An 11,933-nucleotide genomic window follows, 5' to 3' on the forward strand; every position below is an offset into this window, starting at 1 on the left:
ATGAGTCAGACCACGGCACCGGCGGCGAGCTCCTCGCCGCCGGCTCCGCCGGCCATTCAGAAGGACGGCCGCACCAACCAGCGTTCCCTGGGACGCCGGCTGCTCGGCCGCCCCGAGGTCGGCGCTCTCATCGCCGCCATCCTCGTGTACGTGTTCTTCTTCGCGGCGGCGCCTTCGTTCCGTGAGACCAGCGCGCTGGCGACGGTGCTCTACCAGGCGTCCGTGATGGGCATCATGGCGCTGCCGGTGGCCCTGCTGATGATCGGCGGGGAGTTCGACCTGTCCGCCGGCGTCGCGGTCACCACCTCGGCACTGACCGCCGCGATCCTCAGCTTCCAGCTGTCCATGAACGTGTGGACCGGCGTGTTCGTCGCCCTGATCGTCTCCCTCGCCGTGGGAGCGTTCAACGGCTGGCTGCTGATCAGGACGGGACTGCCGAGCTTCCTGGTGACACTGGCGTCCTTCCTGATCCTGCAGGGCGCCAACCTCGCCGTCACGAAGATCTTCACCGGGAACGTGGCGTCCGACTCGATCGCCGACATGGACGGATTCGACCAGGCCAAGAAGGTCTTCGCCTCCGAGTTCACCATCGGTGACGTCAGCTTCAAGATCACGATCGTGTACTGGCTGGTGTTCGCCGCGCTCGCCACCTGGCTCCTGCTGCGCACCAAGTTCGGCAACTGGATCTTCGCGGTCGGCGGCAGCAACGACAGCGCCCGCGCGGTCGGCGTCCCGGTCAACTTCACGAAGATCGCCCTGTTCATGGGCGTGGGCGCGGGCGCCTGGTTCGTGGGCATGCACCTGCTGTTCTCGTTCAACACGGTGCAGTCCGGCCAGGGCGTGGGCAACGAGTTCCTGTACATCATCGCGGCCGTCATCGGCGGCTGTCTGCTGACCGGCGGCTACGGCTCGGCCGTCGGCGCGGTCATCGGGGCCTTCATCTTCGGCATGGTCTCCCAGGGCATCGTCTACGCCAACTGGAACCCGGACTGGTTCAAGGCGTTCCTCGGCGTGATGCTCCTGGTCGCCGCCCTCGTCAATCTGTGGGTCCGCCGCCAGGCGACCCGGAGGTGAACTGATGACAACCAACGAAACCTCCCCCAATGGTGTCTCGCCCAACGACACCCTCACCGACGAGAGTTCGCCGCAGAGCGACGCGCCGAAGGACGCGCGGCCGATCGTCGAACTGCGCGACACCGGCAAGTCGTACGGCAACGTCCGTGCCCTGCACGGCGTGAACCTCGCGGTCCGCTCCGGCCAGGTCACCTGCGTGCTGGGCGACAACGGCGCCGGCAAGTCGACGCTGATCAAAATCATCTCCGGGCTGCACCAGCACACCGAGGGCGAACTCCTCATCGACGGCAGCCCCGTCCACTTCGCCACACCCCGCGAAGCCCTGGACGCCGGTATCGCCACCGTCTACCAGGACCTGGCGACCGTCCCGCTGATGCCGGTGTGGCGCAACTTCTTCCTCGGTTCCGAGATGACGAAGGGCCCCTGGCCCGTACGCCGCCTCGACATCGAGAAGATGAAGCAGACCGCGGACGCGGAACTGCGCAACATGGGCATCGTCCTGGACGACCTCGACCAGCCCATCGGCACCCTCTCCGGCGGCCAGCGCCAGTCCGTGGCCATCGCCCGCGCCGTCTACTTCGGCGCCCGCGTCCTCATCCTCGACGAGCCCACCGCCGCCCTCGGCGTCAAGCAGTCCGGTGTCGTGCTGAAGTACATCGCCGCAGCCCGCGACAAGGGCCTGGGCGTCATCTTCATCACCCACAACCCGCACCACGCCTACATGGTCGGCGACCACTTCAGCGTCCTGCGCCTGGGCACCATGGAACTCTCCGCCGCCCGCAGCGACGTCAGTCTCGAAGAACTCACCAACCACATGGCCGGCGGCGCCGAACTCGCAGCCCTCAAACACGAGTTGGCACAGGTACGCGGCGTCGACGTCGAAGGACTCCCCGAGGAGACGGACCTGAAGGCCTCTGCGAGCAAGGCCGTGTCCGAGGCATGAGCACCCTGCGGATCGGAGTGATCGGTGCCGGCAACATGGGCGCTGATCACGCGAAGACCCTGCATCGTCATGTCTCCGGCGCCACGGTCACCTTGGTCGCCGACCTCGACGAGGGACGGGCCGCCGGCGTCGCCGGTGCCCTCCCGGGCGCCCGCGCCACCGGCGACCCGTACGCGGTGATCGCCGACCCGGAGGTCGACGCAGTCGTCGTGGCCTCGCACGACTCCACCCACGCCGACCTGTCCATCGCGGCCGTACGGGCCGGGAAGCCCGTACTGTGCGAGAAACCTCTCGCCCCCACCGTCGACGCATGTCTCCGTGTTGTGCGCGAGGAACGAAGGACTGGCCGACCACTGATCTCGCTGGGTTTCATGCGCCGCTTCGACCCGGCCTACGTGGAACTGCGCGAGGCTCTGACCGCCGGGGTCTGCGGGGCGCCACTGCTGCTGCACTGCGTCAGCCGAGGGGTCTCCTCCGCGCCTGGGGCCACTGACGAGTCGAGCGTCACCGGATCGGCGATCCATGAGTTCGACACCGTGCCCTGGCTACTCGACTCCACTGTCGTGGAGGTCAGCTGGCACGCTCCTCGCTCCACGTCGGCGGCGACCGGGCTGCGCGACCCGCACCTGATGCTGCTGCGCACCGCAGACGGTGCGCTGACGACCGTCGAGGTGTTCCTCAACGCCACGTACGGATACGACGTCCGCTGCGAAATCGTCGGCGAGCGAGGCACGTTGGCCCTGGCCAATCCCGCCCGGCTGGTCGCCGACTCGGTCCGGACCCGTTCCCTGGGCTACCCGGCCGACTGGCGGCCCCGGTTCGCCGACGCCTACCGCCTCGAACTCCAGGCCTGGACCGACGCCGTGGCGAGCGGCGGTCCGCCACCACTCGCCACGGCGCACGACGGTCTGCTGGCCGGCGCGGTGGCCGAGGCCGTCATCATGTCCATGAAGAACGGGGGCCGGACCATCGCCGTCCAGGTTCCGGAGGTCTGAACATGCCCACCTTCCCGGGAGCCCTGCCCGCTCCGCGTACCCCGGCCCCGGAGGACGCCCCCGCACTGCGCTGGGGCGTCCTGGGCACCGGCTGGATCGCCGAACGCTTCGTACGTTCCGTGCAGCGCCACACCCGCCAGCGCTTCACGGCCGTCGCCTCCCGCGACGCCACCCGCGCACGGGAGTTCGCGGACCGCCACGGCATCCCCCACTTCTACGGCTCCTACGAGGAGTTGGCCGCGGCGGCCGACATCGACGTCGTCTACGTCGCCACCGAACACACGGCCCACCTGGCCTGCGCCCGCATCGCCCTCGAAGGCGGCAAGCACACACTGGTGGAGAAGCCGCTCGGCCTGGACGCCGCCCAGGCCACCGAGATCGCCCACCTCGCAGCGGAACGCGGCCTGTTCTGCGCCGAGGCCCTGTGGAGCTTCTTCCTTCCCAGGTTCGATGTCGTCCGGCAGGTCCTCGACTCCGGCGCCCTCGGCGATATCCGCACGGTGCTGGCCGACCACGGCGAGCACTTCGCCGCCGGGCATCGCATTCTCCGCCCCGACTTGGCGGGTGGTCCCCTGCTCGATCTGGGCACCTATCCCGTCGCCTTCGCCGTCTCGGTGCTCGGCGCACCGGTGGAGGTGCTGGCCTCCGCGCAGCCGCACCCCGCGGGTGTCAACGGCCAGACCTCCGCCCTCCTCCAAGGCGCCGACGGCGCTCAGGGCATCCTCCACACCACCCTCTTCAGCGACACGCCCACAACAGCCACCATCGCCGGAACTCACGCCACGCTGCATCTGCCCGGCCCCTTCTACCAGCCTGGCGACGTCGTCCTGACCCTCGCGGGAAGCGGCACCCGACTGACGTACACCGAACCGCACACCTCCCATGACGCACTGCACTTCGAGGCCGCGGAGGTGGCCCGCCGTATCGCCGAAGGCCGACTCCAATCCCCACTGCGCCCGTTGCGCGACTCCGTGACCACCCTGAAGGTGATGGACGAAATCCGGCGACAGGGCGACATCCAATTCCAGGGAGAGGAGGGGAGCGGGGCGGGGCTACCTCTCGATGCGGCCTGACGACCGCTGAGCCCGCGGCTCTCGTTCTGGCCCTCCAGGCGTTTCACCACGAAACTCACCGAGTGCCCGGCCATGAGCCCCGCGTCCTGGCGCACGGTGGTCAGGCCGATCGGCATCAGGTGGGAAAGATCGCTGTCGTCGTATCGATCACGGACAGGTCCCGCGGAGCCTCGATGCCCTCCCGGGTCAGCGACATCAACAGGCCCGTCGCGCTGCGGTCGTTGCCCGCGAGGAACGCGGTGGGCAACGACCGCCCCTCGTCGCGCTCCACCACCAGCAGCCGGCCGGTCTCGATGCCGGACTGCCCGGTAGGCACGCCGACGCTCAGCCGAGCCCGGACGGCGTCCGCCTTCGATGTGCACGATCCTGCGGCGTCCCGGTTCGACGAGGTGATCCATGGCCTGCCGTACGCCCTGCCCTCGGCGGAGTGCACGAAGTCGACGTGGGCGTGCGCGACGCGGCGAAGAGACGGCGACCTTGCGACGTCCGATCTCGAAGGAGCCGCCGGGCGGGTCCCGCGATGAGCCTGAGGGCCACGGCCTGGGAACCGTTCCCGCGGAGGCTTCGCCACCGAGATCCACCTCGCGTGCGAACAAGGGCAACGGCCGCTGTCACTGCTGGTCACCGCCGGACAGCGCGGTAATCGCCCGCAGTTGACCGCCGTCCTACAGGGCGGATCGTGTGGGAGAGGCCCCGCATCAGTGCGACGTCCCCTTCTGTTTGCTGGTCGTCCAACCGCGTCACCAGGGCGTCCGCCACCGCGCCGAGCTCTTCGGACGCCGACAAACCAGCTGCAGCGCCCGGCGTCCGGAGGTGGACGCCGGGCGCTGCCGGACTCCGGCGGATGGATTACATCGCGAGTTCCTTGGTGATCTGGTCGAGCATGAATGCCGAGGACTCGCGGGCGCGTTCCTCCCAGGCGAAGACGCAGGCGGTGGCGACGCCGTCGAAGTCGAGTTCGCGCAGGGTGCCGAAGAAGACGTCCCAGTCGACCTCGCCCTGGCCGACGTCGAGGTGCTGGTGGATTCGGGCGGTGGTGCCGGGCGGGTTGAGGATGTAGCGCAGGCCCGAGGAGCCCTTGTGATTGAAGGAGTCGGCGATGTGCACGTGCCGCAGCTTGTCGCCGGCGTAGCGCATCATCGCCGCGATGTCGGCCGTTGGGTCCGCGCCCGAGAGGTGGAAGGAATGGGGCGCGCAGTAGAGGTAGTTCACCCAGGGCTTGTTGATCGCGCGGACCAGGTCGACGGCCGGGGTGTTCTCCTCGCAGAAGTCGTCCGGGTGGGCCTCCAGGTTCAGAGCGATACCTTCGCGCTCGAAGACCGGCAGCAGCTCCTCCAGTGAGCGCCAGAACGCGGCCTCGCTCTCGGCGGCTCGATCGGGGCGGCCGTTGAACTCCGAGTTCATCAACGGACATTCGAGGTCCGCGGTGATCTCGATCATCCGCTTCCAGTAGCGGACGGCGGACTGCCGCTCGGTCTCGTCGGGCGAGGACCACTTGTACAGCGGCAGCACCGAGGCCAGCTTCACGCCGTGCGCGCGCAGCGAGTTCCTCAGTTCCGCGATGCGCTCGTCGTCCGCCCGCGGGTGCAGGAAGAACGGCATGAAGTCGTCACGTGGCGACAACTCGATGTACTGGTAGCCGAGTTCGGCCACGGTGCGCACCATGTCGTCGATGGGCAGGGAGCGGAACATGTAAGGGTCGAGGGCGATCTTCATGCGGTGCCTCCGTAGAGGGTCGGGCGGGGCTTGAGGTCGGTGGGGACGACGCGCCCCGACTCCAGGGCCTCGACGGTCGCGCTGGTGATGACGGTGGCGGCGTAGCCGTCCCAGGCGGAGGGGCCCGTGGGCTCGTCGCCGGCGGCGATGCCCGTGATCCACTCGCGGAACTCGGTGTCGAAGGCGTCCCGGAAACGCCCCACCCAGTCCGTGAGCACTTCGGTGCTGTGCTGAGCGGCGGTCCGGACACCCACGGTGGCCGGGTCGGGCAGCCGTACGAGACCCTCCTCGCCGACCGCCTCGCACTGGATGTCGTAGCCGTACTGGCAGTTGACGAAGACCTCCAGATCGATCCGGACACCCTTCGCCGTCTCGAAGAGCATGATCTGCGGGTCCTTGAGGTGCGCGAACCGCTTGCTGGTGGCGCGCGGGGTGACCACCTGCGTGGAGACGATCTCGTCGTCCAGCAGCCAGCGCAGCACGTCCACCTCATGCACCGCCGTGTCCAGGGCCGCCATCGCGGAGGTGTACGACTCCGGCACGGTCGGGTTGCGGTGGGCACAGTGCACGATCAGCGGCTCACCGATGCGGCCGGAGTCGATGACCTGCTTCATCTGGCGGTAGCCGACGTCGTAGCGGCGCATGAAGCCGACCTGGACCAGACGGCGGCCTTGGGCGGTCTCCGCCTCGATGATCTTCAGGCAGTCCTCGGCGGTGGTGGCGAGGGGCTTCTCACAGAACACCGGTTTCCCGGCGGCTATCGCGTTCAGCACGTGCTCGGCGTGGGTCGGGCCCCAGGACGTCACGAGGACGGCGTCCACGTCGTCCGCCGCGATGAGTTCGGCACCGTTCGCGTACACCTGGGCGCCGACGGGGGCCGCCGCCGCCTCGGCGCGGGCGGCGTCGATATCGGTGACCGCGGTGATCCGGGCACCGGTGACGGTGTGGGTGAGACGTCGGATGTGCTCGTGGCCGATCCAGCCGGCGCCGATGACTCCTACACGTACAGGCATGGTCATTCCTTCAAGAGGGGGGTCAGGAGAAGCGCGCCCGGAGTTCGGCTTCGAGGGTTTCGAGGGTGTGGCCCCTGGTCTCGGGGACGACGTCCACGGCCGCCTCCTACCGGTCGTCGTTCGGGCGTCGGGTACCTGTCAGGCCGCACTCGGCCAGGTGCTCACGGGTGCTGGTCGCGATGGGCAGCGGCACCTCGGGAGCGCACGGGTACAGGTCCTGCTCGACGATCACGAACAACTCGGCGTCGAGCTGGGCGAGTTCGGCCACGACATCGGCGGGCTTGGGCACGCCGGCGGGCGGCGACACGCACACCCCGCGCTTGACGGCCTCGCCGAACGAGAGGTCCTCCGCCGCCACCTGGGCGAGGATCTCCGGGTCCATCTGCTTGATGTGGACGTAACCCACCCGCTCGCCGAACCGGCGGATCAGGTCCAGGTTGTCGCCGCCACCGTAGGCCACGTGCCCGGTGTCCAGGCAGAGGTTGGTGTAGCGGCCGTCCGACTCGTTCAGCAGCCGCTCGATCTCCGGCTGGGTCTGGATGTGGCTGTCGGCGTGCGGGTGGATCACCAGCCGGACGTCGTACTCGTCGAGGAGCAGCTTGCCCAGCCGGTCGGCGGCTTTGCCGAAGCCCGCCCACTGGTCGGCGGTCAACTCGGGCGGCTCGGTGAACGCGCCGGTCTTCTCGTCCCGGTACATGGGAGGGATGAAGACGATGTGGTGGGCGCCCGCGGCAGCGGTCAGCGTGGCGACCTGCCGGACATGCGCGACCATCTCGTCCCACGCCTCCGGGCGGTGCAGCGCGCCGAAAGCGGTACCACCGGAGACCTGGAGCCCGCGAGCGTCCAGCTCCTCCTTCAGCCGCTGGGGGTCGATGGGGAGGTAGCCGTACGGGCCGAGCTCCAGCCACTTGTAACCGGCCTGCGCGAGCTCGTCGAGAAAGCGGGTGTACGACACCTGGTGCTCGTCTTCGGGGAACCAGACGCCCCAGGAGTCGGGGGCGGAGCCCAGGCAGAGGTTGCCCGCGGTGGTGCGGAGCCGAGATGGCACCGTTGCCATGGCGTGTCCTTCGGGAAAGGGGGACAGAGATCAGTTGGAGGTGGGGAAGTCGAAACCGGCCGTGACCTGCTGCTTGGGCTCGGGCCAGCGGGTGGTGACGACCTTGGGGCGGGTGTAGAAGCGGATGCCCTCGGGGCCGTGGATCGGGGAGTCGCCGATGAGGGAGTCCTTCCAGCCGCCGAAGGAGTAGTACGACATCGGGACCGGCACGGGGACGTTGATGCCGATCATGCCGACCTTGATCTTGCGCTGGAAGGTGCGGGCGGCTTCGCCGGAGGCGGTGAACAGGGCGGTGCCGTTGCCGTAGGGGTTGGCATTGATCAGCTCGATGGCCTGGTCGAGGCTTTCGGCGCGGACGATCGCGAGGACCGGGCCGAAGAGCTCCTCCTTGTAGGCGTCCATCTCGGTGGTGACGTGGTCCAGGAGAGAGGGGCCGGTGAAGAAGCCGTCCTCGTACCCGTCCACCTTCAGCCCACGGCCGTCGACCACCACGGTGGCGCCCTGCGTCTGGGCGGTTCCGACCGCGTTCTCCACGCGCTCCTGGGCGGCCTTGGTGACAAGGGGGCCCATGTCGGTGCCGGGGGTGTCACCGGGGCCGACCTTGATCTCGTCGGCCTTGCGGGTGAGGAACTCCACCAGTCCGTCGGCGGCGTCGCCCACCGCCACGGCCACCGAGACGGCCATGCAGCGCTCGCCCGCGGAGCCGTAGGCGCCGGCGGTGATGTGGTTGGCGGCGAATTCGAGGTCGGCGTCGGGGAGGACGACGGCGTGGTTCTTGGCGCCCCCGAGGGCCTGGACCCGCTTTCCGTGCGAAGTCGCCTGCTCGTGCACGTACTTGGCGATCGGCGTGGAACCGACGAAGGAGACGGCTTCGATGCCGGGGTGGGTGAGGATGGCGTCGACGGCGTCCTTGCCTCCGTGCACGACGTTGAATACGCCGTCGGGCAGACCCGCGCGCCTGTAGAGCTCGGCGACGAAGTTGGCGGCCGAGGGGTCGCGCTCGCTCGGCTTGAGGATGAAGGTGTTGCCGGTGGCGATGGCGATGGGGTGCATCCACAGGGGCACCATGGCGGGGAAGTTGAACGGGGTGATGCCGGCGACGACGCCGAGCGGCTGGCGGAAGTCGTGCACGTCCACGCCGCGCGAGACCTGGTCGGAGAAGGAGCCCTTGAGCACGTCGCCGAGGCCGCAGGCGAACTCGACGACCTCACGGCCGCGCACGATCTCCCCGCGGGCGTCGTCGACGGTCTTGCCGTGCTCGGCGGAGATGATCCGGCCCAGCTCCTCCTCGTGTTCGACGAGGAGTTGGCGGAAGGCGAACATCACCTGGGTGCGCTGGGTGAGGGAGGACTCCGACCAGGCCTCGAAGGCGCGGGTGGCGGTCTGGACCGCGGTGTCGACGTCGGCGGTGGTGCCGAGGACGACCCGGGCCTGTTCGGCGCCGGTGGCCGGGTTGAACACCGGCTGCGTGGCCGAGCCGGAGCCCGGTGCGGAGGAGCCGTTGATCCAGTGCTCGATGGTCTTCACGGTGCGGGTTTCCTTTGCGGGGACGGGACTTACAGGTAGTGCCGCTGGGCGCTCTTGCGCGCGGCGTACGTCTCGTACGCGCTGCGGGTGGTGTCCAGGGCGGATGTCTGACTGACGGGGACGTCCCACCAGCCGTGGCCGGGCGGGTTGGGGCCGTAGAGGTCGGTCTCGACGTGCACGACGGTGGTGCGGCTCGCCGCCTTGGCCTTCTCCATCGCGGTGCGGAACTCGTCGACGGTGGCGGCGTGCAGGACGTCGGCGCCGAGCGAAGAGGCGTTCGCCGCCAGGTCGACGGGCAGGACGTCCCCGTCGAGCTGTCCCGAATCGCCGTCCCGATAGCGGTACTTGGTGCCGAACCGCTGGGAGCCCAACGACTCCGACAGCGCGCCGATGGAGGCGAAGCCGTGGTTCTGCACGAGGACGACGATGACCTTGAGCCCCTCGGAGACCATGGTCACGATCTCCTGGGCCATCATCAGATAGGAGCCGTCACCGACGAGGACGACGACCTCCCGCGACGGGTCGGCCATTTTCGCGCCGACCCCGGCGGCCACCTCGTAGCCCATACAGGAGTAGGCGTACTCGACGTGGTAGGCCTTCGGATCCCGGGCCCGCCACAGCTGTTGCAGATCGCCCGGCATGGACCCGGCCGCGTTGATGACCACCGCGCGGTCGTCCAAAACGTCGTTGAGGGCGCCGAGTATCTCCGTCTGGGCGGGCAGCGGGCCGTGGCCTAGGGTGAAGCACCGGTCTTCGATCTCCCGTGTACGGGCGATGAGTTCACGGGTGCGCTCGCGGTACGCCGGGTCGACCTCCCAGTCCGTCAGAGCGCCTGCGAGAGCCTGGATGCCGAGCCGGGCGTCAGCCACCAGCGGTTCCGCCGAGTGCTTCACGGCGTCCAGGCGGGCGAGATTGAGGTTGACGAACGCGACGTCCGGGTTGCCGAAGACGGTGTGGCTGGCCGTCGTGAAGTCGGAGTAGCGCGTGCCGATGCCGAGGACGACGTCGGCTGACCTCGCCAGCTCGTTCGCCGCGTACGACCCGGTCGAGCCGATGCCGCCCACCGCGTACGGGTGGTCCCACGGCACCGCGCCTTTGCCCGCGTGGGTGTCGGCGACCGGGATGCCGGTGGCCTCGGCGAAGGCCCGCAGGGCGGTCTCCGCGCCGGAGTACACGGCCCCGCCGCCCGCCACCATCAGCGGCCTGCGTGCCCCGCGCAGCAGACGGGCGGCCCGCTCGATCGCGCCCGGTTCCGGCACCGGACGGCCCACATGCCACACCCGGCGCCGGAACAAGGAGACCGGCCAGTCGTATGCCTCGGCCTGCACGTCCTGTGGCAGCGACAGCGTGACCGCTCCGGTCTCCACCGGGTCGGTGAGTACCCGCATCGCTGCCAGCGCGGCCGGGATCAGTTGCTCGGGGCGGGAGACGCGGTCGAAGTACTTGGACACGGCGCGAAAGGTGTCGTTGACGGTGACGTCCCCGCCCCGGGTGTCCTCCAACTGCTGCAGGACGGGGTCGGCGGCCCGGGTGGCGAACATGTCGGAGGGCAGCAGCAGCACCGGCAGGCGGTTGGTCGTCGCGAGCGCCGCGCCGGTGATCATGTTGGTGGAGCCGGGACCGGTGGAGGCGGTGCAGGCGAAGGTGGCCAGCCGGTCGCGCATCTTCGCGTAGGCGACGGAGGCGTGGACCATGCCCTGCTCGTTGCGGGCCAGGTAGTACGGCAGGTCGGCCTCGCCGGTGGTGGCGGCCTGAAGCAGGGCCTGCCCGATGCCGGCGACGTTGCCGTGTCCGAAGATGCCCCACACGCCGGGGACGAGCCGCTGTTCCTGGCCGTCGCGCTCGCTGTACTGGTTGGCGAGGAAGCGCACCAGTGCCTGGGCGGTGGTGAGTCGGACGGTGGTCATCAGTTCTCTCCGAAGGGCGGCCGGTCATCGACGTCCTGGGAGGCCCAGGTGGCCCGCACCCAGCCGTGGGCGGGGTCGTCGCAGATCAGCCGGGCGCGGTCCTGGCCGGGACCGGCCATGACGTCGAGGTGGTAGAGGTCGTAGCCCGGGGCGGCGATCGAGGGACCGTGCCAGCCGTGCGGGATCGGGACGGTGTCGCCGGAGCGGATCTCGGCGAGTACGTCGATGGGCCGCTCGGGGCTGCCGTAGACCTGGAAGCAGTGGATCTCCTCCAGTTCCGGCTCGACGCCGGGCCGTGCCTCGTCGTGCTTGTGCGGGGGGTACGACGACCAGTTGCCGCCGGGTGTGAGGACCTCGCAGACCAGCGGCTGTTCGGCCTCGAAGGTGCCGGGCAGGCAGGAGTTGTTGACCTGCCGTGAGCACGCCCCCGCACCGCGTAGTTCCACGGGGACGTCCTCCTTGGGCCCGTACCGAGCGGAGAGTGAGCTCCGCTCGGTACGGGCGGAGGGCAGCGCGAACAGACCTCCCTGCGCGCTGCTGATCAGGGCCTCCGACTCGGGAGGCAGATATTCGAAGTCGGTTGCCCAGTCGGCCGACACGGGTGTGACCACGAGGTGGTAGGAACTGA

The 11,933-nt window shown here is 69.4% G+C and carries 11 protein-coding genes; 4 read left to right on the forward strand and 7 right to left on the reverse strand.

Translation table 11 applies throughout. From position 1 onward, the window contains the following. Genes OG241_RS05720 through OG241_RS05735 form a run of 4 tightly spaced genes read left to right on the forward strand, consistent with a single transcriptional unit; the run spans position 1 to position 4,085 of the window. Positions 1-1,074 (forward strand): ABC transporter permease, encoded by a 1,074-nt coding sequence (locus tag OG241_RS05720; RefSeq protein ID WP_405814043.1) that lies wholly within the window; start codon positions 1-3, stop codon positions 1,072-1,074. A gap of 4 nt (positions 1,075-1,078) precedes the next feature. Further along, a complete protein-coding gene (locus OG241_RS05725) occupies positions 1,079-2,017 on the forward strand; it encodes an ATP-binding cassette domain-containing protein (RefSeq protein WP_405814045.1) in 939 nt (312 codons plus the stop codon). Continuing rightward, positions 2,014-3,012, forward strand: coding sequence for a Gfo/Idh/MocA family oxidoreductase (locus OG241_RS05730; RefSeq protein ID WP_405814046.1), 999 nt, complete (start codon positions 2,014-2,016; stop codon positions 3,010-3,012). The genes OG241_RS05725 and OG241_RS05730 overlap by 4 nt, the downstream gene beginning before the upstream one ends. A 2-nt stretch (positions 3,013-3,014) precedes the next feature. Continuing rightward, complete coding sequence (locus tag OG241_RS05735) at positions 3,015-4,085, forward strand: Gfo/Idh/MocA family protein (RefSeq protein ID WP_405814047.1); 1,071 nt, start codon at positions 3,015-3,017, stop codon at positions 4,083-4,085. Positions 4,086-4,200: 115 nt separating this feature from the next. Here the strand turns inward: OG241_RS05735 and OG241_RS05740 are convergent, their stop codons facing one another. From OG241_RS05740 to OG241_RS05770, 7 genes are all read right to left on the reverse strand, one after another. Further along, on the reverse strand, positions 4,201-4,518 hold the full coding sequence (locus tag OG241_RS05740) for a substrate-binding domain-containing protein (RefSeq protein WP_405814048.1): 318 nt from the start codon (positions 4,516-4,518) through the stop codon (positions 4,201-4,203). 416 nt (positions 4,519-4,934) lie between these two features. Further along, positions 4,935-5,801: a sugar phosphate isomerase/epimerase family protein gene (locus OG241_RS05745; RefSeq protein ID WP_405814049.1), complete on the reverse strand. Its 867-nt coding sequence runs from the start codon at positions 5,799-5,801 to the stop codon at positions 4,935-4,937. Continuing rightward, the gene (locus tag OG241_RS05750; protein WP_405814050.1) at positions 5,798-6,814 is read right to left on the reverse strand and encodes a Gfo/Idh/MocA family protein; all 1,017 of its coding nucleotides are present in this window, start codon (positions 6,812-6,814) and stop codon (positions 5,798-5,800) included. The genes OG241_RS05745 and OG241_RS05750 overlap by 4 nt, the downstream gene beginning before the upstream one ends. 106 nt (positions 6,815-6,920) lie before the next feature. Then, positions 6,921-7,871 carry a TIM barrel protein gene (locus tag OG241_RS05755; protein WP_405814052.1) on the reverse strand — a complete coding sequence of 317 codons (951 nt, stop codon included), beginning with the start codon at positions 7,869-7,871 and terminating at the stop codon, positions 6,921-6,923. 30 nt (positions 7,872-7,901) lie between these two features. After that, on the reverse strand, positions 7,902-9,398 hold the full coding sequence (locus OG241_RS05760) for a CoA-acylating methylmalonate-semialdehyde dehydrogenase (RefSeq protein WP_405814054.1): 1,497 nt from the start codon (positions 9,396-9,398) through the stop codon (positions 7,902-7,904). A gap of 29 nt (positions 9,399-9,427) precedes the next feature. Beyond that, the gene (gene iolD, locus OG241_RS05765; RefSeq protein ID WP_405814055.1) at positions 9,428-11,305 is read right to left on the reverse strand and encodes a 3D-(3,5/4)-trihydroxycyclohexane-1,2-dione acylhydrolase (decyclizing); all 1,878 of its coding nucleotides are present in this window, start codon (positions 11,303-11,305) and stop codon (positions 9,428-9,430) included. After that, a complete protein-coding gene (locus tag OG241_RS05770) occupies positions 11,305-11,916 on the reverse strand; it encodes a 5-deoxy-glucuronate isomerase (protein WP_405826069.1) in 612 nt (203 codons plus the stop codon). The genes iolD and OG241_RS05770 overlap by 1 nt, the downstream gene beginning before the upstream one ends. Positions 11,917-11,933: the final 17 nt, after the last annotated feature.

This window comes from Streptomyces sp. NBC_01390 (assembly GCF_045040105.1).
Taxonomy (GTDB): domain Bacteria; phylum Actinomycetota; class Actinomycetes; order Streptomycetales; family Streptomycetaceae; genus Streptomyces.

Bases quoted from the DNA above. Each gene is read 5' to 3' on its own strand.
- OG241_RS05720 (WP_405814043.1), top strand. From the start codon at position 1: ATGAGTCAGACCACGGCACCGGCGGCGAGCTCCTCGCCGCCGGCTCCG.
- OG241_RS05725 (WP_405814045.1), top strand. From the start codon at position 1,079: ATGACAACCAACGAAACCTCCCCCAATGGTGTCTCGCCCAACGACACC.
- OG241_RS05730 (WP_405814046.1), top strand. From the start codon at position 2,014: ATGAGCACCCTGCGGATCGGAGTGATCGGTGCCGGCAACATGGGCGCT.
- OG241_RS05735 (WP_405814047.1), top strand. From the start codon at position 3,015: ATGCCCACCTTCCCGGGAGCCCTGCCCGCTCCGCGTACCCCGGCCCCG.
- OG241_RS05745 (WP_405814049.1), bottom strand. From the start codon at position 5,801: ATGAAGATCGCCCTCGACCCTTACATGTTCCGCTCCCTGCCCATCGAC.
- OG241_RS05750 (WP_405814050.1), bottom strand. From the start codon at position 6,814: ATGCCTGTACGTGTAGGAGTCATCGGCGCCGGCTGGATCGGCCACGAG.
- OG241_RS05755 (WP_405814052.1), bottom strand. From the start codon at position 7,871: ATGGCAACGGTGCCATCTCGGCTCCGCACCACCGCGGGCAACCTCTGC.
- iolD (WP_405814055.1), bottom strand. From the start codon at position 11,305: ATGACCACCGTCCGACTCACCACCGCCCAGGCACTGGTGCGCTTCCTC.